General features: G+C 38.4%; 16 protein-coding genes. 13 read left to right on the top strand and 3 right to left on the bottom strand.

Features of this window, described 5'->3' with window-relative positions:
• Nucleotides 1-508 precede the first annotated feature (508 nt).
• From pepN to rmf, 10 genes are all read left to right on the top strand, one after another.
• The gene (gene pepN, locus CTN01_RS03565; protein WP_045149650.1) at nt 509-3,133 is read left to right on the top strand and encodes an aminopeptidase N; all 2,625 of its coding nucleotides are present in this window, start codon (nt 509-511) and stop codon (nt 3,131-3,133) included.
• Nucleotides 3,134-3,259: 126 nt separating this feature from the next.
• Nucleotides 3,260-3,484 carry a DUF2835 domain-containing protein gene (locus tag CTN01_RS03560; RefSeq protein ID WP_005367893.1) on the top strand — a complete coding sequence of 75 codons (225 nt, stop codon included), beginning with the start codon at nt 3,260-3,262 and terminating at the stop codon, nt 3,482-3,484.
• 112 nt (nt 3,485-3,596) lie between these two features.
• Nucleotides 3,597-8,420, top strand: coding sequence for an NAD-glutamate dehydrogenase (locus tag CTN01_RS03555; RefSeq protein WP_107188387.1), 4,824 nt, complete (start codon nt 3,597-3,599; stop codon nt 8,418-8,420).
• A 344-nt stretch (nt 8,421-8,764) separates the two neighbouring features.
• Nucleotides 8,765-9,775 carry a quinone-dependent dihydroorotate dehydrogenase gene (gene pyrD / locus CTN01_RS03550; protein WP_045149648.1) on the top strand — a complete coding sequence of 337 codons (1,011 nt, stop codon included), beginning with the start codon at nt 8,765-8,767 and terminating at the stop codon, nt 9,773-9,775.
• Nucleotides 9,776-10,029: 254 nt separating this feature from the next.
• Nucleotides 10,030-10,569, top strand: a complete 540-nt coding sequence (locus CTN01_RS03545; protein WP_045149646.1) for a cell division protein ZapC — start codon at nt 10,030-10,032, stop codon at nt 10,567-10,569.
• A 976-nt stretch (nt 10,570-11,545) separates the two neighbouring features.
• Nucleotides 11,546-13,684, top strand: a complete 2,139-nt coding sequence (rlmKL, locus tag CTN01_RS03540; protein WP_045149645.1) for a bifunctional 23S rRNA (guanine(2069)-N(7))-methyltransferase RlmK/23S rRNA (guanine(2445)-N(2))-methyltransferase RlmL — start codon at nt 11,546-11,548, stop codon at nt 13,682-13,684.
• A complete protein-coding gene (locus tag CTN01_RS03535) occupies nt 13,684-13,935 on the top strand; it encodes a glutaredoxin family protein (protein WP_045129713.1) in 252 nt (83 codons plus the stop codon). Before rlmKL ends, CTN01_RS03535 begins: the two co-directional genes overlap by 1 nt.
• A 5-nt stretch (nt 13,936-13,940) precedes the next feature.
• A complete protein-coding gene (gene uup, locus CTN01_RS03530) occupies nt 13,941-15,875 on the top strand; it encodes an ATP-binding cassette ATPase Uup (protein WP_045149644.1) in 1,935 nt (644 codons plus the stop codon).
• Nucleotides 15,875-17,890 (top strand): DUF3466 family protein, encoded by a 2,016-nt coding sequence (locus CTN01_RS03525; RefSeq protein WP_045149643.1) that lies wholly within the window; start codon nt 15,875-15,877, stop codon nt 17,888-17,890. The genes uup and CTN01_RS03525 overlap by 1 nt, the downstream gene beginning before the upstream one ends.
• Before the next feature lie 172 nt (nt 17,891-18,062).
• Entirely contained in the window at nt 18,063-18,236 is a 174-nt protein-coding gene (gene rmf / locus CTN01_RS03520) for a ribosome modulation factor (protein ID WP_005367875.1), read from the top strand.
• A gap of 308 nt (nt 18,237-18,544) precedes the next feature.
• On the opposite strand, the gene fabA is transcribed toward rmf, so the two are convergent.
• Both fabA and CTN01_RS03510 read right to left on the bottom strand, forming a co-directional pair.
• Nucleotides 18,545-19,060, bottom strand: coding sequence for a bifunctional 3-hydroxydecanoyl-ACP dehydratase/trans-2-decenoyl-ACP isomerase (gene fabA, locus CTN01_RS03515; RefSeq protein ID WP_005367874.1), 516 nt, complete (start codon nt 19,058-19,060; stop codon nt 18,545-18,547).
• A 68-nt stretch (nt 19,061-19,128) separates the two neighbouring features.
• Nucleotides 19,129-20,862, bottom strand: coding sequence for an AAA family ATPase (locus tag CTN01_RS03510; protein ID WP_045084094.1), 1,734 nt, complete (start codon nt 20,860-20,862; stop codon nt 19,129-19,131).
• A 193-nt stretch (nt 20,863-21,055) separates the two neighbouring features.
• On the opposite strand from CTN01_RS03510, the gene matP reads away from it, so the two are divergent.
• The 3 genes from matP to CTN01_RS03495 are packed head-to-tail and all read left to right on the top strand — an operon-like array spanning nt 21,056 to nt 22,332.
• Entirely contained in the window at nt 21,056-21,520 is a 465-nt protein-coding gene (gene matP / locus CTN01_RS03505; RefSeq protein WP_005367865.1) for a macrodomain Ter protein MatP, read from the top strand.
• Nucleotides 21,521-21,572: 52 nt separating this feature from the next.
• Nucleotides 21,573-21,878 carry a DUF3634 family protein gene (locus CTN01_RS03500; RefSeq protein ID WP_045084095.1) on the top strand — a complete coding sequence of 102 codons (306 nt, stop codon included), beginning with the start codon at nt 21,573-21,575 and terminating at the stop codon, nt 21,876-21,878.
• A gap of 55 nt (nt 21,879-21,933) precedes the next feature.
• Nucleotides 21,934-22,332, top strand: a complete 399-nt coding sequence (locus CTN01_RS03495; RefSeq protein WP_045149642.1) for a PPC domain-containing DNA-binding protein — start codon at nt 21,934-21,936, stop codon at nt 22,330-22,332.
• A gap of 45 nt (nt 22,333-22,377) precedes the next feature.
• Here the strand turns inward: CTN01_RS03495 and CTN01_RS03490 are convergent, their stop codons facing one another.
• Nucleotides 22,378-22,623, bottom strand: coding sequence for a hypothetical protein (locus tag CTN01_RS03490; RefSeq protein ID WP_005367858.1), 246 nt, complete (start codon nt 22,621-22,623; stop codon nt 22,378-22,380).
• Between the last annotated feature and the right edge of the window lie 329 nt (nt 22,624-22,952).

Below are 22,952 nucleotides of genomic sequence, written 5' to 3'. Positions count from 1 at the left end.
AAATAAGTAGACATAGTTTATTTATGCAGTCGTTTGATTCGTCTGTGCTAATTTATTGTAAATAAAAGGATATATTTACTAAGTAATTTCAGGGTATATATAAGAAATAAAAGGATTGGTTGTTTATTGCTCAAGAGTGAACATTATCAAAGTTATTTAGTGTTTGAAATTTAAACGCTCATGCATTATCAAGTTAAGAGAACCTATTATTAATGGTGAGTAAAACAGTATTTCTTTATTTTAAATGGTAGTTTCTATAGAAAAATTGGTTAATTTATATCCTTTAACTGCTGGATTTAAATATGCTGATTGATATTTGATCTATTTTTAATCATTTAATAGCGAAAACTAAGAAATTGACCATTAGAGATAAAAACTATCGTATATAGTTGATACTAATTCTTGTTTGGGCGTTATAGTATCAAACAACGAAAATTATTTGTCGTTCTATTAATACCTGTTAATTAATGCGAGGTTTAGTAGAGCCCTTATGGAAGGAAATATAATAATGACAGAGCAGGCATCTTTACAACCAACTGCTAAATATCGTTCCGATTATCGTCAACCGGATTACACTATCACAGATATTGATTTAACGTTTGATCTTCATGACACTAATACAACGGTGACAGCGAAAAGCAAGGTTATTCGTGTGAGTGATAATGATGATGCCCAACTTGTACTTGATGGTGATGAACTTGCCATTGTAAGTATTTCTGTCAACGGCAATGCATGGACGTCATACACCCAAGAAAGTAACCACCTAACATTATCAGATCTGCCTGCTCAATTTAATTTAACGATCGTTACAACCGTAAATCCAGAAGCAAATACTGCATTAGAAGGGTTGTATAAGTCAGGTGGTGGTTTCTGTACTCAATGTGAAGCTGAAGGCTTCCGTCGCATTACTTATTATCTTGATCGTCCAGATGTACTGGCTCGTTTTACAACTAAGATCATTGCGGATAAAGCAGCATTTCCTTTCTTATTAAGCAATGGTAACCGTATTGCTGAAGGTGACTTAGACAACGGTCGTCACTGGGTACAATGGCAAGACCCATTCCCAAAACCTTCATATCTGTTTGCTTTAGTGGCCGGTGATTTTGACGTTTTACGTGATAACTACACCACAATGAGTGGTCGCAACGTAGAACTCGAAATCTTCGTTGATAAAGGTAACCTTGATCGCGCAGATTACGCCATGACTTCACTGAAAAACTCAATGAAGTGGGATGAAGAGCGTTTTGGTCTTGAATACGATTTAGATATCTACATGATTGTGGCGGTTGATTTCTTCAACATGGGCGCAATGGAAAACAAAGGCTTGAATGTCTTTAACTCTAAATTCGTTCTCGCAAATCCTAAAACAGCAACGGATACTGATTACCAAGGTATTGAAGCTGTGATCGGTCATGAATACTTCCATAACTGGACTGGTAACCGCGTTACTTGTCGTGATTGGTTCCAATTAAGCTTAAAAGAAGGTTTAACTGTATTCCGTGATCAAGAATTCTCATCAGATCTTGGCTCTCGCCCAGTAAATCGAATTGCCAATGTTCGTATTGTACGTGGCCCACAGTTTGCTGAAGATCGTGGCCCAATGTCACACCCAATTCGTCCTGAAAAAGTTATTGAGATGAATAACTTCTATACATTAACAGTGTATGAAAAGGGTAGCGAAGTGATCCGTATGATGCATACATTGCTGGGTGAAGCAAATTTCCAAGCAGGTATGAAGTTGTACTTTGATCGCCATGACGGAACAGCTGCAACTTGTGATGATTTTGTTCAAGCAATGGAAGATGCATCAGGTATTGATCTGTCTCGCTTCCGTCGCTGGTATAGCCAAGCAGGAACGCCAGTTGTTACAGTTGATACGTCATATGATGCAGATACTAAGTGTTACAACGTCACTATAAAGCAGCACACAGCCCCAACAGCTGGGCAAGAAGAAAAACTACCACTTCATATTCCATTTGATATCGAACTATACGATAGCAAAGGTGAGGTTATTGCACTGCAATCAGATGGTAAGCCAGTTCACAACGTATTAGATGTAAAAGAAGCAGAGCAAACTTTTGTATTTGAGAATATTGCTGAACAGCCTGTTATGTCGATGTTACGTGAATTCTCTGCACCTGTGATCTTAGAATATGATTACTCAGATCAAGAGTTGATCTTCTTGATGATCCACGCGCGCAACGAGTTTGCTCGCTGGGATGCTGGCCAAATGCTATTGGCAAAATACATCCGTAAGAATGTGGCAGCTGTTCAAGCTGGTGAGTCAGTTCAATTACCAGAAGCCGTAGTAGATGCATTCCGTGGAGCTTTACTGGATGAAAATTTAGATCCAGCGTTTATTGCCGAAATGCTAACACTGCCAAGCGAAAATGAAATTGCGGGTTGGTACAAGCAAGTAGATGTGGATGCAATCAATAAGGTTGTTGGTGCGTTAACTCAAATTTTAGCAACAGAAATGGAAGATGAGTTACTCGCGATTTATCGTAGTTTAGCGCAAGGCGAATACAGTTTAGATCATGGTGCTATGGCTAAACGTGCATTACGTAACAAGTGTTTATCTTATCTAGCACATACGGCTGAAGGTAATGATTTAGTGGCTGCACAATATGCAGCGGCTGACAACATGACTGATACGATGGCTGCGATGTCTGCTGCAAACAATGCACAATTAGTCTGTCGCGCAGCACAAATGTCAGACTTTAGTGATAAGTGGACGCACGATGGTTTGGTTATGGATAAGTGGTTCATGCTACAAGGCACTAACCCTGCTGATAATGCGTTAGAAAATGTGCGTAATACTATGAATCACGCAGCGTTTAGTTTGAAAAATCCAAACCGTACTCGTAGTTTAGTTGCGAGTTTCTGTGCCAATAACCCAGTACATTTCCATGCTAAAGATGGTTTAGGTTATGAGTTCTTAACTGAAATTCTAACGGCATTAAATACCAGTAACCCACAAGTAGCTTCTCGTTTAATTGAACCGTTCTTAAAGTATCGCCAATACGATGAAGTACGCCAGCAATTAATGCGTAGCGAGCTTGAGAAGTTAGCTGCATTAGATAACTTAGCAAAAGATCTGTTTGAGAAAGTGCATAAAGCGCTTGAACAATAAATCATAATTCGCTAAATAATAGAGCCAAGTACTTTATTACTAAACACTTTCTATGAGTGAGTGTGTAATAGGGGCTTGGCTTTTTCTATATTGGGCTATTGAACGAGTAACGAGATAAAAGGGATTATGCGAAGCTTTACTTTTCGAGTGAATATTAGTTATCAAGTTTTCTTACAACACTATTCTGGTGCAGCAAGTAGTGCTGTTGTGATGACAGAGAATGGGTTAAAACTTCAATTGCCCGCTGTGCGTTTACGTCCGTATTTAACCCAAATGGGTGTACGAGGGCGTTTCCAAGTTGCTGTCGATGATAATAATAAACTGACCACACTAACTAAATTGTCTGATTAGTGTTTATATTTCTTATCATAGCTTAATTATCATCGTGTATTTTATTTGAAACTCGGAGAGAAAATTGCATACCTATACTTACCTAAGGTAGTAAAAGTTATGGGATTTTCTTATGAATGCACCAGACAACGTGGTTCCCGTATTACTTGAAAAAGTATACGATTTAATAAAATCCAAAGTTGATGACATTCAGCAACCACTGGTCGAGGTATTTGCTAAAAGTCTTTTAAATCAATTGGCTGATGATGATTTATTTCAACGAAATGAATCTGACTTGTATGGTGCAGTGCTTAGCCTATGGCATCACCTTGTTAAAAATGATCCTCAGCAAATTTCAGTCCGAGTTTACAACCCGACGTTAAGTCAACATGGGTGGAAATCAACACATACTGTTGTTGAAATTGTAATGCCTGATAAACCTTTTCTCGTAGATTCTGTTCGAATGACGTTAAATAGGCTCGGACTAACCAGTCATTTAATGCTAAATGGTCCTTACTGTTTTGAACGTGATAAAAATAACAATATAGTGACGGCCTGTGGGCTAAAAGGAAATTTACAAACACTTTTTCATATTGAGGTCGACCGTTTAACTAAAAAAAATGAAATGCAATTGATACACGATGAGTTAGATACTGTATTAAGAGATATTGATTTGGTTGTTCATGATTGGGAACCAATGAAGAATAAAATGCAACAGATCAAAACGTCATTAAAAACTACTTCACTTCCTATTAATAAAAATTATTGTGAAGAAGCAATAGAATTCCTCGATTGGCTGCTAAATCATAATTTCACATTTATGGGATACCATTGTTATGACTTATTGGCGGTAAAAGGAGACTATAAATTAAGCCCTAATAAGCAAGCTGGGCTCGGGCTTTTAAGTAAACCTGGACATGCCCGAACAATGTTCTTATCGAGTTTACCTGAATCTGCTCAACTTGAAGCTAAAAATACAGAGTTATTAATTTTAACAAAGAGCAATGCTAAATCACGAATTCATCGCTCAGCATATATTGATTATATAGGCATAAAAAAATTCGATAAATCGGGTAAGGTTATAGGTGAACATCGGTTTATAGGTCTATATACATCAGCAGCATATCATCAAACGGTTATTCATATTCCCCTTATAAGAAACCGAGTTAAGCGTATTTTAGAAGCTAGCGGATTTACGCCGGGATCCCATTCTTGGAAAGCACTTAATAATGAGTTAGAAACCTACCCAAGAGATGAGTTAATCCAAGCAAAAGAAGAGGAGATGCTAGAAGTTGGCATAGGTGTTGTTAGAATGCAAAACAGAGATATGCTGCGGTTGTTTGTAAGAAAAGATCCTTTTGGACGGTTTTTCTCTTGTATGGTCTATGTGGATAAAGAGCGCTACGACACAGATCTTCGACAAAAAACACAAAAGGTATTAAAAGAATATTTAGGCTCCTGTCAAGATGTAGAATTTACAACCTATTTTACCGAGAGTTCATTAGCAAGAACGCATTATATCGTGCGGGTCAATAATAATAACTTTGATATTGATAGTAAATTTATAGAGCATAATTTAGAAGTGGCAATAGCCTCATGGGAAGATCGGATAACGCAATCTCTAATTGCTAATTATGGAGAAAGCTTGGGTATTCCTATTGCAAAAAATTATTCAAAAGCGTTTCCTCGTTCTTATAAAGAACAAATGTTACCAGGATCTGCTGTTGCCGATATAAAGCAGTTAGAAAGTCTCGATGAACATAATAAATTAGGTATGTTGTTTTATCGTCCACAAGAGGAATCTGCAGACTCATCGATTGTTAAATTAAAACTTTTCCACCGTGACGAACCTATTCACTTATCTGATGTGATGCCTATGTTGGAAAATCTTGGATTAAGAGTTATTGGAGAGACGCCTTATCAAGTGATCACAGCGGATGGGGTGGTGAACTGGATTTTAGATTTTGCAATGTTACACCATGTCAGAAATGGATTTGACCTATCAGAAGCAAGAGATCGTTTTCAAAATGCCTTTTCTGATATTTGGCATGGAGAACTTGAAAGTGATGGTTTTAACCGTTTAGTGCTGCGTTCTGGTTTGTCTGGTAGAGAAATTACCATATTACGTAGTTATGCTCGCTATATGCGTCAAGTTGGCTTTCCATTTAGCCAGCAATATATAGAAGAAACACTGTCTAATCATTGTCAGCTGGCTTGTTATTTGGTGTCGTTGTTTAAATTACGCTTTGATCCCAAAGCGAAATATAGTGAGAAAGCAGAACAGCTGTTGATCAAAAAGATCGTAGAGCGATTAGAGAATGTTGATAGTTTAGATGATGACAGGATCATTCGTCGTTATATGGATATGATCTTAGCAACCCTCAGAACGAACTTTTATCAAAAAACAGATAGCGGTAAGCAAAAAGCGTGGCTATCACTCAAACTCAATCCATCATCTATCCCTGAAATTCCAGCTCCAATTCCTCGTTATGAGATTTTTGTTTATGCCCCCGATGTGGAAGGTGTCCATTTGCGTGGGGGAAAAGTTGCGCGTGGCGGCTTACGTTGGTCAGACAGGCAAGAAGACTACCGCACAGAAATATTAGGTTTAGTCAAAGCACAGCAGGTTAAAAACACGGTAATTGTGCCTGTTGGTGCGAAAGGTGGCTTTATTTGTAAACGGCAACCTCAATTAACAACACGTGAAGAGATAGCTGCAGAGGGGTTGCATTGTTATCAACGTTTTATTTGTGGTTTGCTAGACGTAACAGACAATATCTTAGAGGGAAAACGGTATCCACCAGCAAATGTCGTTTGTCATGATGAAGATGATCCTTATTTAGTGGTTGCAGCGGATAAAGGCACGGCAACATTTTCAGATATCGCCAATTCACTGGCTGCTGATTATGATTTTTGGCTAGGTGATGCTTTCGCTTCTGGCGGCTCTAATGGTTATGATCATAAACAAATGGGAATAACAGCAAAGGGAGCTTGGGAGTCCGTTAAACGGCATTTTAGAGAGATAGGTATAGATTGCCAAACAACCGATTTTAGTTGTGTCGGCATTGGTGATATGGCGGGCGATGTGTTTGGTAATGGGATGTTGTTATCAAAACATATTTGCTTATTAGCAGCCTTTAATCATCAGCATATCTTTATTGATCCAGATCCGGATCCTGCTGCAAGTTGGTTAGAGCGCAAACGTCTTTTTGAACTTAAACGATCAAGTTGGGAAGATTATGATCGTAATATTTTATCTGAAGCCGGGGCGATATTTTCACGTAAAAGTAAAGCGATCAAGCTTGTTCCTGCTCTACAAACCTTATTGCAAACACGTAAGCAAAGTTGCACACCTAATGAGTTGATACAACTTATATTACAAATGCGGGTCGATTTATTGTGGAATGGAGGTATAGGAACATACATAAAATCAACTAAAGAGACTCACACCGATGTTGGTGATCGCACCAATGATGCTGTTAGGGTTAATGGCTCTCAACTTGCTGCAAAGATTGTAGGTGAAGGGGGAAACTTAGGCTTTACCCAGTTAGGTCGAGTTGAGTTTGCGAAAGCTGGTGGTCGAGTAAATACCGATTTTATCGATAATGTTGGCGGGGTTGACTGCTCAGATAATGAAGTGAACATCAAAATTTTACTCAATAGCCTAGTGACCGCAGATGAACTGACATTTAAACAGCGTAATAGTATTTTAGAAAAGATGGAAGATGAGGTTGCTGACATTGTATTAGATGATGCTTATCGGCAAAGTGAATCTATTTCAGTAACAGAGCAACAACAAGTACAACTATTGAAAGAGCAAACGCGGTTTATTCATTTATTGGAGCGACAGGGTAAATTAGATCGAAGCCTTGAATATTTACCTGATGATGAAACATTAGTAGAGCGTGAAAAGGCAGGGATAGGCTTAACACGACCAGAAATTGCGGTGCTGGTGGCTTACGGTAAAATGGTGTTAAAAGAAAAACTCGTCAATCACGATATAGCCAGTGATCCTTATCATTCCCGTCTTTTACCTGCTTACTTCCCCCAATTTTTACAAGATAACTACAGATCACAAATGGAAAACCATCCATTACGACGTGAATTAATCGCAACATCATTAGCTAATTTGATGTCGAATGAAATGGGATGCAACTTTGTTACTCGGCTGCAAGAAGAAACAGGTGCAACGATAAATGAAATTTCAGCCTCTTACTCAATAGGGCGTGAGATCTTTAAATTTGAGCAGATCTTTAGTGAAATTAGAGCATTAGATAATCAAGTTTCAGCACAAACGCAATATGACATGCTTTATCGTTCACGGCGTATGCTGCGTCGGGTTACACGATGGTTTCTACGCAATAGAGAACACAAGTTAGGTATTGAACAACAAATTGCGTTTTATCAACCCTTTGTTGAGCAGTTACGAAATGAATTAGATAGTTACCTTGTAACTGAAGAAGTGGTAGAGCATGAAGAGCAAGCAAATGAATTGATCCTCAACGGTGTTCCTGAGCGGTTGGCCAAAAACATTTCGCGCTTAACCAGTTTGTATTCGGCCATGGATATAGCGCAAATTGCTAAAGAGGTAGAAGTTAATATAGCACATATTGCAAGAGTGTACTTTGTGCTAGGGGCGCAACTATCACTTCATTGGTTCTTAAAGCAAGTTCAAAACCAAGCTGTTGAGAATAATTGGCAAGCATTAGCAAGAGCTTCATTTCGTGAAGATCTAGATTGGCAACAAAGACAATTAACAACAGCGGTTTTAATGACAAGTACGGCTAAACCAGAAGAGAGTATATCACTATGGATGGAACAGCATAGAAAAGCGGTTGATCGATGGGAGAGTGTACTGGCTGAATTTAAAGTTGGTAATGCCCATGAGTTTGCGAAGTTCTCTGTCGCTTTACGTGAATTGACGATTCTTAATCTCAACTCAAGGCCGATCCAGTAGCTAGGCTATATAGTAACTGTCTAATAAGGCGATGATAGTTACGGTGTAACAACTATCGTGACAATGTAACTTAAGATGATGGGGGTGTGTTACATTGTCACTACTTAAGTGTTAACAACTAGGTTTTAAAAAGAATGAGAGACTTTTTTCAGAGCTAAAAAGAAAACGATTGCTTATATGTGTAATAATTTGTGAAACTACGAACTTATAACTTATTGTTAAACAAAGCTTTAATTTCTAAGTTACTGTTTTCTTGATAATAATCAAAAAAATAACGATTGAAGTTAACAGAATAACTGTGAATAATACCATCCCGTTTATTCGGGACTTATTTTGGAGTTACAATGTTATACCGTATCGCACGTTCTGCTATTTTTCAGTTGGATGCTGAAAAAGCACACGACCTCGCTATTGAAAACTTTTCTCGCTTTACTGGCACTCCATTAGAACTTTTCTACCGACAAAATCTTCCTGCACGTCCTGTCGAAGTTATGGGGCTTACATTTAAAAACCCTGTTGGCTTAGCGGCTGGTCTTGATAAAAACGGCGAATGTATTGATGCATTTGGTGAAATGGGTTTTGGCTTTGTTGAAGTAGGGACAGTGACTCCTCGTCCACAGCCTGGTAATGATAAACCTCGCCTTTTCCGTTTGATCCCAGCAGAAGGCATTATCAACCGTTTTGGTTTTAATAACCTTGGTGTTGATAATCTTGTTGAGAATGTAAAGAAAGCAAAATTTGACGGCATCATTGGTATCAATATCGGTAAAAATAAAGACACGCCGATTGAAAAGGGTGTTGAAGATTACATTATTTGTATGGAAAAAGTTTATCAATATGCTGGTTATATTGCAGTAAACATTTCGTCACCGAATACACCAGGATTACGTAGCTTACAATATGGTGAAGCGTTAGATGATCTGCTTTCTCAGCTTAAAGCAAAACAAGCGGAATTAGCGAAAGAACATGATAAGTATGTTCCGTTAGCACTTAAGATCGCTCCCGATCTTGATGATCATGAGATTCAGCAGGTTTGTGATTCTTTGATCCGTAATAATATAGACGGTGTTATTGGTACAAATACCACATTGGATCGTTCTTTGGTTCAAGGGATGGAGCATTGTGATGAAGCGGGGGGCTTAAGCGGTCGTCCTTTGCAAAATAAGAGTACTGAAGTCATTCGAAAAATGTCAGAAGCATTAAATGGCTCCGTACCAATCATTGGTGTTGGTGGTATTGATTCTGCAATGGCTGCTCGTGAGAAGATGATGGCTGGTGCAAGCCTGGTACAGGTTTATTCTGGCTTTATTTATCATGGCCCACGTTTAGTTAAGGATATTGTAAACGGTCTCTAACTGCTGACGAGCTCTCTAGTAATGAAGTGTTAAATTTAAATATCTTCTGACATATGAAAACCCAGCTTGGTGAATACTAGGCTGGGTTTTTAGTTAAGTGCCCAACCTATTTGTATCAAATATACATCGGATTTACTCGTGATAGAGCCGCTATTTTCCCCTTTTATTTTATGAGTACGCGAGTAGAATTAAGCTAAAATTCAAACATATGATCACAGATACAAAATAAACCACTGTCTTTCAGGAGTAGTAACGTGTTAAAGCCAGATAATTCATGGAAATGGTATTTTGACGCTGAAATGAATTCACTCATGCTTGAGTTGAATGATGATATGCTTTTCCGTGTATCGTTACCAAGTAAGCTGCTTACTCCAGAAGCGAAAGTAAGTGACATTTTTAATGTTGATGATATTGAAGCCTATCAAAACTTCCAAGAGCAGATTGCTCATCTGCCAATTTCTGCAGCTAGAAAGTGTGAATTAGCATTAAATGCTACAGCCGCACGACGTTTTCATAAGCCTATGATGCCAAAAAGTTGGTATTTCGTACCTCAACAAGGTGTAGAACCATTACAGGGGCAAGTTATTACTCTAATGACCGCTTCTTGCAATGCTCATTACGTTGTGATTGAAAACAGTGGGGTAGCGAGTCTCTGTATGCTTGCTGATGTTGCCACTGTTGATTTAGATGGGGTTAAAAGCATGGGGTTCTGCGAAACCATTAAAGTTATGAATGATAGAATGGCTCCTTGTTCTGTAGAAACTGAACAGCGACATTTTGCGCTTGTAGGTTAGCGCTTCTTCATCTCATATTTTTGTCGTATATCCTTATCAGTCCCCCTGTAGATTGCAGTATTTGTTATCTTTTTTAGTTGAAGCCCGTTAATCATAGGCTAATTTGCTATCTTTCCTTTACTGTCCAATACAGACTCCCTTAGTGTATTTGCATGCTTTTCTCCATTAGATGATGAAAAAGATATTATCTTTTATTGAGATAGTTATCGTCCAAATCTCTCACTTTTATATTCATTTTCTTCGTAACTAACGATTACAACATAATTACAGTTATCTACATACCGAATCATCAATTTCTGTAATGCGTGATAGTTGCGATTCCTTTTAGATATTCAAGAGAGGTTTAAGTGTATATTTGTGTTTGTTAACTGACTTAATCGCTACTCAGAAAGGTATATCTACTACTTTTTTGGTTGAAAATCACACTAAAAACAGGTCATAGATCTCACAATTTTCATATATAGCCAGATAATACTTACTGCTTTACTTAAGGAAAACCTGTTAGGTTATGACGTTAATTTCTTTGTTACATTATGTCTGACTAGTATTCCCTTCCTCTTTTTTCTTCGTTAATAGCTAGATAGTAGTCATGTAATAGGTTTGGAATATTTTATTCCATCAAGGGCGGAATAAAATATTAGGTAGTGAGGTTGAATGCTTTTTTGCTTCTAATTTGCTGAATGAAAAGAAGAAAACAAATGCTCACTTGGGTGATTAATTGTTTTATTGGTGGTTTTTATTATTCCTGATTTGTTCTTTTTTTGATGAGTATCGTTAAATATGACTTTTTGCTTTGTATTAGTCGAAAGTTTTGCAAGCAAGTAGAGATGTTTGTTGTTACATCCTCTTTGAATGTGAACTTACTGATTGAAGAATGAATTTTTTTCCTAAATGAGCCATTTCATTATGGTTTTGACGAGGCATTTTTTGTGATTTCGGTTATAATTCGACGCAATATTAGTGTGAAAAGAACTCCATGAATCAATATCTAGCGATTACTTCCCGCGGCCTTGAAAATTTGCTGGCGGATGAATTAGAACAATTAGGTGCACAGAACATTCAAGTTGTGCATGCCGGTGTCCGTTTCAAAGCAGAACAAGCAACAGCTTACCGTTGTTGTCTATGGACACGCATCTCATCACGTATCATTCAAGTACTGAGTGAATTTAACGTTCGTGATGATATGGATTTGTACTTAGGTGCAACAGCTATCAACTGGATGAACTATTTTGATAGCAATACACGTATTGTGGTCGATTTTAATGGTACTAACCGTGAAATCCGTAACAGCCAATACGGTGCAATGAAAATTAAAGATGCGATTGTAGACCGATTTACAAAAGCGGATTTACGTCGTCCTAACATTGACCGCGAGCGTCCTGATCTACGTATTCACATGCGTCTATCTGGTGAGAAAGGTATTCTTGGTCTTGATATGGCAGGTAGCGGTTTACACCAACGTGGTTACCGTAGTGAAGCGGGTAAAGCACCACTGCGTGAAACCCATGCTGCAGCACTTGTTATGAAAAGTGGCTGGACACCAGAACAAGCCTTGTTAGATCCAATGTGTGGTTCAGGTACATTAGTGATTGAAGCTGCGATGATTGCGGCTGAAATTGCACCAGGTCTAAAACGTAAGCGTTGGGGCTTTGAATCTATTAAAGACTTTGACCAAGAAGCTTGGTTAGAGATCCATGCAGAAGCAACGGTTAAGTCTCGTCGTGGTCCTGCAAAAGTAACTACCAAGTTCTTTGGTCGTGAAATGGATCGTCGTGTATTAGCGATTGCTCGTGATAATGCTGGTCGTGCTGGTGTTAAAGATCTGATTGATTTTGAATACGGCGATGCAACGCAACTTGTTCGTCCAGAAGGGTTCGAGACAGGTATTATTCTTTGTAACCCTCCATATGGTGAACGTTTAGGTACAACTCCTGAACTTATCGCATTGTACAAAGAATTTGGTAACCGTTTAAAACTTGCTTTTGCTGGCTCTGTTGCTGCTATTTATTCAGGTTCGAACGAATTGTTAAGTTGTATGCGTATGCGTGCAGACAAGCAATTTAAATTACGCAACGGCGCATTAGATTGTGTACTTAAAACTTACCTGATAACTGCGGGTAGTGTTCAGAAAGAAGAAGGTCAATCTGAAGGTGTCATTGTTCAAGAAGAGGTGGCGCCTGATTTTGCTAACCGTCTTAAGAAGAACATTACTAAGTTAGATAAATGGGCAAAACGTGAAGGTATCGAATGTTACCGTATTTACGATGCTGATTTACCTAACTACAACGCTGCTATTGATAAGTATAAAGATTACTTAATCATTCAAGAATATGCGGCGCCTAAATCCGTTTCTGAAGAAACAGCACGTCGTCGTATTATGGATGTGTTGCGTGCAACAATTGAAGTAACGGGTGTAGAAAGCAATAAAGTTATTCTTAAAGTCCGTGAGCGTCAAAAAGGTAAGAACCAATACCAGAAGCTATCAAGTGCAGAGCGTCACATGATTGTTGAAGAGTACGGTGTTGAACTTAAAGTTAATCTTTATGATTACTTAGATACAGGTTTGTTCCTTGATCACCGTATTACACGTCGTATGCTAGGCCAAATGGCAACAGGTAAAGATTTCCTCAACTTGTTCTCATACACTGGTTCTGCAACTGTTCATGCTGCGGTAGGTGGAGCAAAGACTACAACAACAGTTGATATGTCGAATACTTACCTTCGTTGGGCTCAAGAGAATATGGAGCTTAATAATCAGGTAGGCCCTCAACATGAATATGTTCAGGCTGACTGTCTACAGTGGCTACAAGAAGTTGATGATACTTTTGATTTGATTTTTATCGATCCACCAACGTTCTCTAATTCTAAGCGTATGAAGCAGACGTTTGATATTCAACGTGATCACATCATGTTAATGGAAAACCTAAAGCGCATGCTACGTCCTGATGGCCAAATTGTTTTCTCAAACAATAAACGTCAGTTCAAGATGGATTTAGATAAGATCAATGAGCTTGGCTTACAGGCGAAGAATATTTCTAATAAAACGCTACCTTTAGATTTTGCAAAGAATAAGCAAATTCATAATTGCTGGATTATTACTCACAAGGAAGGTTAGTGTTAATCACACTTTATAGCACGGAAGGCTGCCACCTTTGCGAGCAGGCATATCGTCTGCTCGTAGAGGCTGGACAAAAAGACAACGTTGATGTTGTTGATATTGCATTTGATGATGCACTGTTTTCTCGTTACGGTGTAACCATACCTGTGCTCTCTATTCAAGATCATGATCATAATGTCTCAGAATTAGGCTGGCCCTTTGATAAAGATTCATTAGAAACATGGTTAATAACAAATAAGCTTGGTTAATTTCGATGGCACTTATAAAAATTAGTAACGCTCAGCTAGCCTATGGCGATCATGCTTTACTCGATAAAGCAGAATTTCTTCTTCAGCCACATGAACGCGTTTGTCTTGTTGGTCGTAACGGCGCTGGTAAATCAACATTAATGAAAGTGATTGCTGGTGACGTATTACTCGATGACGGAAGTATTCAACGTCAAAATGAGCTGGTGGTTTCTCGTTTAGAACAAGATCCACCGCGTAATGCGGAAGGGTCTGTATTTGATTATGTAGCGGAAGGTCTTGCTGATGCCGGTCGTGTTTTGCGTGAGTACCATCACCAATTGGATCTTGTCACCGCTGATCCTAGTGAAGCTAACATTAATAAACTATCGCGTATTCAGGAGCAAGTTGACCATCACAACGGCTGGCAACTAGATACACGTATTGCAGCAGTACTTGAAAGTTTGAAGCTTGAACCGAATACACTTTTGACTGATTTGTCTGGTGGTTGGCAACGTAAAGCCGCGCTTGCTCGTGCGCTAGTGTGTGATCCTGATATTCTGTTGCTTGATGAGCCAACAAACCACCTTGATGTAACAACGATTGAATGGTTAGAAGGTTTTTTAAAAGACTTCCGTGGTTCAATTATCTTCATCTCGCACGACCGTGCATTTATTCGTTCTATGGCAACCCGTATCGTTGATCTCGATCGCGGTCAATTAGTCTCTTTCCCTGGTGACTATGAAGGTTACTTGGAAGCAAAAGCAGAATTATTGCGTGTTGAAGAAGAACAAAATGCATTATTTGACAAAAAACTAGCACAAGAAGAAGTGTGGATAAGGCAAGGTATTAAAGCGCGCCGTACTCGTAATGAAGGTCGTGTACGTGCACTTAAAGCATTACGTAATGAACGTGCAGAGCGTCGTGATGTTGTAGGTAAAGCAGATATGCAACTACAAGATGCGAACCGTTCAGGTAAAATTGTCTTTGAAGCAAAGAATATCGGTTATAGCTATGGTGATAAGCAAATCGTTAAAGATTTCAGCTTTAATGTTATGCGTGGCGATCGTATTGCCTTAATAGGCCCTAATGGTTGTGGTAAGAGTACCTTAATTAAACTGATGCTTGATAAACTGCAAGCAACAGAAGGTGACTTCCACTGTGGTACAAAGCTAGAAGTGGCTTATTTTGACCAGTACCGTGAAATTCTCGATCCAGAGAAAACCGTAATGGATAACCTTGCTGATGGTAAGCAAGAAGTAACAATTAACGGTAAAACTCGTCATGCGCTAGGTTATTTACAAGATTTCCTATTTCACCCTCGTCGTGCACGTACACCTGTTAAAGCACTGTCTGGTGGTGAGAAAAACCGACTATTGTTAGCAAAACTCTTCTTAAAACCCAATAATTTGCTGGTTCTCGATGAACCAACGAACGATTTAGATATCGAAACATTGGAACTTTTAGAAGATATACTTGCCAACTATCAAGGTACGTTACTTTTAGTGAGTCACGATCGTCAATTCGTTGATAATACTGTGACTACAAGCTGGATTTTTGAAGGTGAGGGCGTTGTTAACGAATACGTTGGCGGTTACCATGATGCACAATCTCAGCGTGCGAATTCTTATGCCAATCAAGCAAAAGAGCAGGCTGCAAAAATCGAATTAGAGAAGAGCAAGAAAGCTGCTCAAGCACAAAAGCAAAAAGACGTTACACCTAAACGCGCAGGTAAGAAGCTATCTTTTACTCTTCAACATGAGTTAGCTGGCTTGCCGCAAAAAATTGAAGACTTGGAAAATGAAATCGCAAAGATTCAGGAACAAATTAATGATCCTGCGTTTTTCTCCGATCCGAAAAATGACACACAAGCCATCCTTACAGGCCTAGCTAAGCTTGAAGAAGAGTTTGAAGTTGCCTTTGAACGATGGGAAGAATTGGAAGCGATGCAAAAGGAATCCTAATGCCACATAAGATGTTAAAACTATCAACACTTGCAATCCTCGTTGCTGGTGCATCCCAAGCTAGCGCTGCTGTTTATGATATTGTACCTGTTGATAAAGGTAATGAAGAAATATCAAAAACGGTTACAGATCTAGATTATTTTCCTGAAGCGGAAGCAAATGCAAAAGATACTCCGGTTGAAGTTTTTACTACGGGTATTAAATCGTCTGCTGAAGGTGAGAATTGCTTTACAGGTAACAACTGTAATGCTGATTCATATGATGTTGCGGGAACCGTTCGACGTGGTACTCAAGGCACGCCATTGTCTGACACCACAGCATATAATGAGAATCGTCAGTTCATTGATGATTTGAATGAGCTATATAGTTACTGTAAAAATACCTTTGGTTACGCTAATGATATTTGTTCAGATTGGGCTGATAACGAGTATTACGGTTATGGCTATAATGTTGATTCTCCACAAGACGGTCAAGGTTTAGGTGGTCTACAACATATTCAACAGACCTGGTTAAATGGTTACTATTCAAATGCTCTGGCGCTTAAAAATGGTATGGCTGTTACAACCAAAGCGGACAAAGCTAGTGGCTATACTTCAATTGATAAAACACTAGGTGATATCGAACCAAATACTACTGATGCCGTTCTTGAAGGTATCGTGGGTAATTACAGTTTTGGTACGTCAACTTCAGCTGTATTTAAGAATGGTTCTGTAAATCCTCGTGCTTTTGCTAAACGTGGTTTTGTAAATAATGATGGTACCCCAGTATCCTTATTAGCGCCTGTATCGGGCGATGCATTTGTTAAAAATATGGGGCAAACGACAGCGAATGGGGCAGTAGAAACGACTGACGGTAATTTGTTAGTTGTGGGTTCTTCTTCTTTTGCCCCATCATTTATAAATAATCCTGGCTCTCGTGAACCTAATACTGGCGATATCAATTTAGATGGGGTAGGTTTTAATTCTGATGTATTAAAGGCATGTGCTGATAATTCATCCAACCTTTATAGTACGTTTGAGTGCCAGTTTAGTACTTTTGCTAATGAAGCTGCTTTCTGGGTTGTTGATAATACTGGTAATCTTGTTAAATCAGGTGTTATTAGTTCAAATTTAGCAGCTGTTGACCCTGATCGTGATGATGTTTCTGCACAGGCATCTGCTAATGCCGTTGCAATGGTTAATGATAAGCCTGTTGCTGTGGGTTACGCATCTGCCGATACAGATGATTCGTATGTAATGCAAGCCGCATATTTTGAACCAAATGCTGATTTAACTAAATGGACGCAGACTTTTGTTCCTGGTTTAACGATTACTACCGGTGATGATCGTAATTACCAATACACAATGGCTAACGATATTAACTCGAGCTTTAAAGTTGTCGGTATTGCAAAGAGTCATAAAGCTGAAAACCGTTCGATTCCACAAAAAATGTTTATCTTTGATAAAGCAACGAATCAGACTAAGTTCCTTGATTCGTCAGTAAGCTCATTATTCTTCAGTGGTTCAAATGGTGATGCAACAGCAATTAATGATAATGATCAGGTTGTAGGTTGGGTTGATTCAGAAACGAAGAACCAGATTGACGGCTCTGAGCGTCGTCATCGTGCATTTACCTACATTGCAGGCTCTACAGCTCAAGGGCCGCTAAAGGCTGGTAGTGTATGGATGCTAGATGACTTAACCAATGATGGTGGTGCAGCGAATACGGTAGCAAACTCATACCGTATTATTTCTGCAACCGATATAAACGCCGCTGGTGTCATTTCAGCAACAGCAAATTACTGTGCTGGTGGTTATCAAAACTTAACTAAACAAGCGCAATGTTTAGATAAAAATGGAAATCAAAAAGCTGAAAAACAAGTGGCGATTAAACTTGTACCTAAGGCAAATGCGACGGATAAAGATATTATTGTTCGTAAAGCAGAAGACGAAGAGCCAGTAAAACGTTCTGGTGGCTCTCTTGGCATTTTAGCTTTGACAGCGTTAGGCTTTATTGGTTTCAGACGTCGTAAGTAATTTTTTAAATAAATTACGTTATACAAACAAGCTCACATTTTGTGGGCTTGTTTCGTTTTTAAATTTGATAAATTGTTCGAAATAACCCATTTTTATTAGTGGAGACATAAAAACTCCATCATTACTTCATCGTAATGAAAAGTAATATACAGATAAGGATGAGGACCGAACTATGAAGAGACAAAAGCGGGATCGTTTAGAACGTGCGCAGGCTCGAGGTTATCAAGCCGGATTAAATGGCCGTTCTACAGATGCATGTCCGTACCAAGGTACAGATGCCCGTACTAACTGGCTAGGTGGTTGGCGAGACGCTAGAGAAGAGTTACAACAAGGTCTCTATAAATAATAACCTCCCTCATGGTTAACCCTATTCTGCAGCCCCTTAGGAGAAGGGGCTTTTTTATACACAATCATAATTGATAGCATAATTGGTATATCTTCTTAATCTTCTCTGTAGGGTTTGCAATCAAATTTATGCTATTACTTATTTGACTACCTTTATGATTGCAAATAAAAGGTGGTCATTGTTTTTATTTGTTCGAGCTATATAACTGATAACCACGTAGAAGAAGTTGATGGTTACTACGCTGGTGGATAAAAAAAGCCCCGAAGCATAAATGCCTCAGGGCTGAATATTCAGATTAATCAAGCTGATTAGAAGTTGTCTGTGTCTTTAAAAAGACCCACTTTTAAATCTTTAGCAACGTAGATTTCTTTACCGTCTACAAGTACACGGCCATCAGCAACACCCATGATTAGCTTACGGTTGATAACACGCTTAAGCTGAATTTCATAAGTTACTTTTTTGGCTGTTGGTAGAATTTGACCTGTGAATTTAACTTCACCCACACCCAGTGCACGACCTTTGCCTTCACCGCCAGACCAACCAAGGAAGAATCCAACTAGTTGCCACATTGCATCAAGCCCAAGGCAACCAGGCATTACAGGATCACCTTTAAAGTGACAGTTGAAAAACCATAAGTCAGGATTGATATCTAATTCAGCGACAATAAAGCCTTTACCGTGATCACCATCTTTATCAGTGATATTTACGATACGGTCAATCATTAGCATGTTATCTGATGGTAATGATGGGAAGTCAGGACCGTGTAGTTCGCTGTTGCCACAAGCGACAAGTTCTTCGTGTGTATAAGAATGCTGGCGTGTCATTAGAATCAATTACTCCTTCAAAAGTATGGGAGCAATTTAGCTTACACGTGTAAGCTAAACAACTCGGATCAGTTCTGGACAAACCAGTTAGATATACGTAAACGTAGGCGATTTAACAGACCAATCTCATTTGAAAGGTCACCATGGTGAAAATAATCAATTCTTTCTTCAATCAAAGATAAAATAGTTTCATCTTCATCATTCTCGCTACGGAATGGCTTATCCGTTAAAAGAGGGATCGCTTCATCAACGTTCTCTATTGCCCAGATGTGGAACTGTTTGGCTTTGATTGCTTCAATGACTTCATCATTTAAACAAAGGTTGCTCAAGTTAGTCTTTGGTAAGATAACACCTTGATTACCAGTTAAACCACGATGAACACACACTTTATAAAAGCCTTCGATTTTTTCATTAATCCCACCAACAGCTTGTACACGGCCAAACTGGTCAACAGCACCGGTTACCGCTATTTGCTGATTAATTGGCTGTGAAGATAACGCAGACATTAATGCACAGAGTTCTGCAAGAGAGGCACTGTCACCATCTACTTCAGAGTATGACTGTTCAAAAACAATGGACGCTGAGTAAGGTAGGGCTTGATCTAAATCCAGCGCTGTTGCAACAAACGCTTGCATGATCATCATACCTTTCGCATGAATATTTCCGCCAAGTTCAACTTTACGTTCAACATCAGAAATATCGCCGTCACCAAAGTGAACCACACAAGAAATACGAGCAGGTTCGCCATAAGCTGTTGGGTGTCCTGGCATTTCAACCACGGTTAAACCATTAACTTGACCAACTTCTTTACCTTCACTAGCAATAAGGACTTGGCCATGGTGAATATCAGCAATAGCGCGTTCTGGTAAATAAGACTCACGATATTCTTTAGCGCGAAGTGAGGCTTTAATATTCGTAGCTGTTAAAACTTTGCCGTCTGTCTCTATACTTGCTTCAGATAATAGATTTAGATGCCAAAGTAAACAAAGTGGTAAGCGTGTTTGATCTTCAGCATAACGAGCACCTGCACATAGCAGTGCAGTCACAGCATCAGTATCAGCCAAGTCCGGCAGTTTATGATGGGTAATAATCGCCTTTATATAACGAAGATAATCTTCAAGATTGGATTCGTTTAATAAGAGATCTTGTTCAAATTCACCATACATAGCAAAACCAGCAGCAAGATCTGGTTCTGCCTGATCAAGTTCTGCCATTAAATGGCGATCACCAATGATTACCAGTTTAACATTTACTTTTTCAGCTGCTGGTAATGGGCATAGTACTTTTTTGTTAGCTGCTTCCCAATCTAGCATGCCGTCCATTAGTACGCTTTTTAATCGCGGCCATAGCGATGGATTACTGAGAAGGGCGGTGATTGATAAAATCAAATACCCATTATTTGCTTGGTGTAATAAACCATGCTTAACGCTTGGTTTTGCTAAACTATTTGATTCTAGAGCAGGATAGACGGCACCAAATAGTTTTTCAGCAGTAATATCATCACCCGCAATGATGATGGGTTGCTCATTTTCACTCGTTTGTGAGCTAGATGTATTATTATTACTTTGAGATTGGTATTTTTTTATGAGTTCAATAATATAGTCACGATACAAGGTGTTATCAGGCGCCGTAATACGTAGAATACGAGGCTGTAAATTAAGCGCGCTGAAGCGGCGTACGGCATCTGATAGTCGAGGTTGAAGAGTACCAACTGTCGCGGGTTCAAGATTACTATAATGATCTAGAGTTGTTTGGTACTGGCTATAATCAGGAAACATTGTACGCCAAGATTCTTCATGCATAAATTTAGCTTTCTATTGTTACTGTGAAAAGGTAAGCAGTATAAAACAATCAAAGAGCTCATAATAGAAACTTATGAGCTATATTTATGATTCATAAAAACAATCGGTTATTCTATATAGATGATTGTTATTTCAGAACGCTAGGGTTACACTGTAACGTGTTTTTCGTTGACGATGAGAAAATAGTAATTTTATGAAATATCAGCAGCTTGAAAATCTTGAAGCCGGTTGGAAATGGGCTTATTTAGTAAAAAAACACAAGGAAGGCGAATCAATTACACGCTTTATTGATCGCAGTGAAGCAGAAGCTGCTGTTGAGGCTCTTTTAGATATAGAACATGAACCAACAAAAGTGATTGAATGGATAAGTTCTAATATGTCTCTTGCACTTGAAAATAAACTTAAACAAGCGATTCGAGCAAAAAGGAAACGCCATTTTAATGCAGAACAAGTACATACACGTAAGAAGTCAATTGACTTAGATTTCCGTGTTTGGGAAAAGTTGGCAGAAAAATCGCAAGAGTTAGGTTCTACATTATCCGATACTATCGAATATTTGATCAGTGAAAGTAACCGAACAGAGCTAGCTAACAAACAGGTTAGTGATATCAAAAATAACCTGACAGAACTACTAAACATTGAATCCTTTGATAAATAACACTTTTTGGTGGTTGCTGTTCTTTTAAAGGTTACGTTTAAGGAGTAAGCAAATGGAATATGTACTTGTTTTAGCAGTAGTTGTTATTTTTATCGTCTTTAAAGATCGTCCTATTATGGTTTTGAAATTTGAAAATGGCGAACTGATAAAAACGAAAGGGAGTGTACCTACTGGCTTTCAAACAGCGTGTAAAGAAATCGCACATAAAACACCTTTTAGTGGCCATATCAAAGTTTATAAAAATCGATTCACTACAAAAATTGATTTTTCAAAGGATATTCCAAGTAAAACAAAGCAACGAATTCGTAATGTTTTCCCTCATAGTTCTCATCCAACGAAAAAGGGTAAACGTGCTTAATAGGAAGCAAGTGTAATAAAGTGTTTATTGCACTCACTATTTAAAAGAGTCAATTTTGATTATTCCATACGCGTTTCGATTAACCCAAGGTACAGATCTTAAAAAGAGTATTCTTCACTTTGTACAAGATAATAAGATCCAAGCAGGAAGTTTACTCTCAGGTATTGGTTGCTTGTCTAAAGTGATTATACGACTGGCTGATGAGTCTAAGACAATAGAGGTGTTAGGCCCTCTGGAAATTCTTACATTATCAGGGACATTAACACCACAGCATGTCCATCTTCATATATCGGTAGCCGATAAAGAAGGGCAGGTGATTGGTGGCCATCTTGTTGATGGAAGTATTGTTTCTTATACTGCGGAAATTTGTATTGCGAGTTATACGAATTTATCATTTAGCCGAGAGTATGATGAATTGACTCGATTTGATGAATTGAAAATTAATACGAAATGAAATGTTTAATAACAAGTTAAAGATAATTTTAACTTGTTATTAAATCTATCTTAATGCATCTAATAACTCTTCTTTACTTTTGATATAAGATGAAAATTTTTGCTTTAATTCCTGAAGTTCACTCTCTGCCTTTATTCTTTTTAGTCGTTCATCTTCTAATTGTTGACCTAAGTCTACTGCTAAATAGCCACCGTTTATGAGAGCTTTAGTCGTAACATTGCTATTTGTTAATGATTTAAGAGACTCAATCATATAATAATGCTTATCGATATCACGAATTGTTATTGCCATTAGATACTCCTTAACTATCTATAATATATCAACTTTTAATCAAAACGTCACCACTCTAACGCACTATAAGAATGAACCATTGGAAAAGTGTAAAGGATGAACTTGAGGGGGATCTGTTATAAAGACATGTTTTAAATGGGTTACTATTCTCTGTTTAAAAATTAATCTTTACGTTTATGAGTTTATGCCTATCTTTAATTAATAGGGATTGGTTCATTAAAAGTGTAAGGGTTATGAAGATAGGAATTATCAACTCAAAGGGAAAACAGTTCGTACAAATCGTTGATTCTTTATATTCACCAATCACTGATGATATTAGTGTTAATTAT

The organism is Photobacterium angustum (assembly GCF_003026365.1).
GTDB classification, from domain to species: Bacteria; Pseudomonadota; Gammaproteobacteria; order Enterobacterales; family Vibrionaceae; genus Photobacterium; species Photobacterium angustum.
This window is presented reverse-complemented; position numbering and strand designations above follow the sequence as displayed.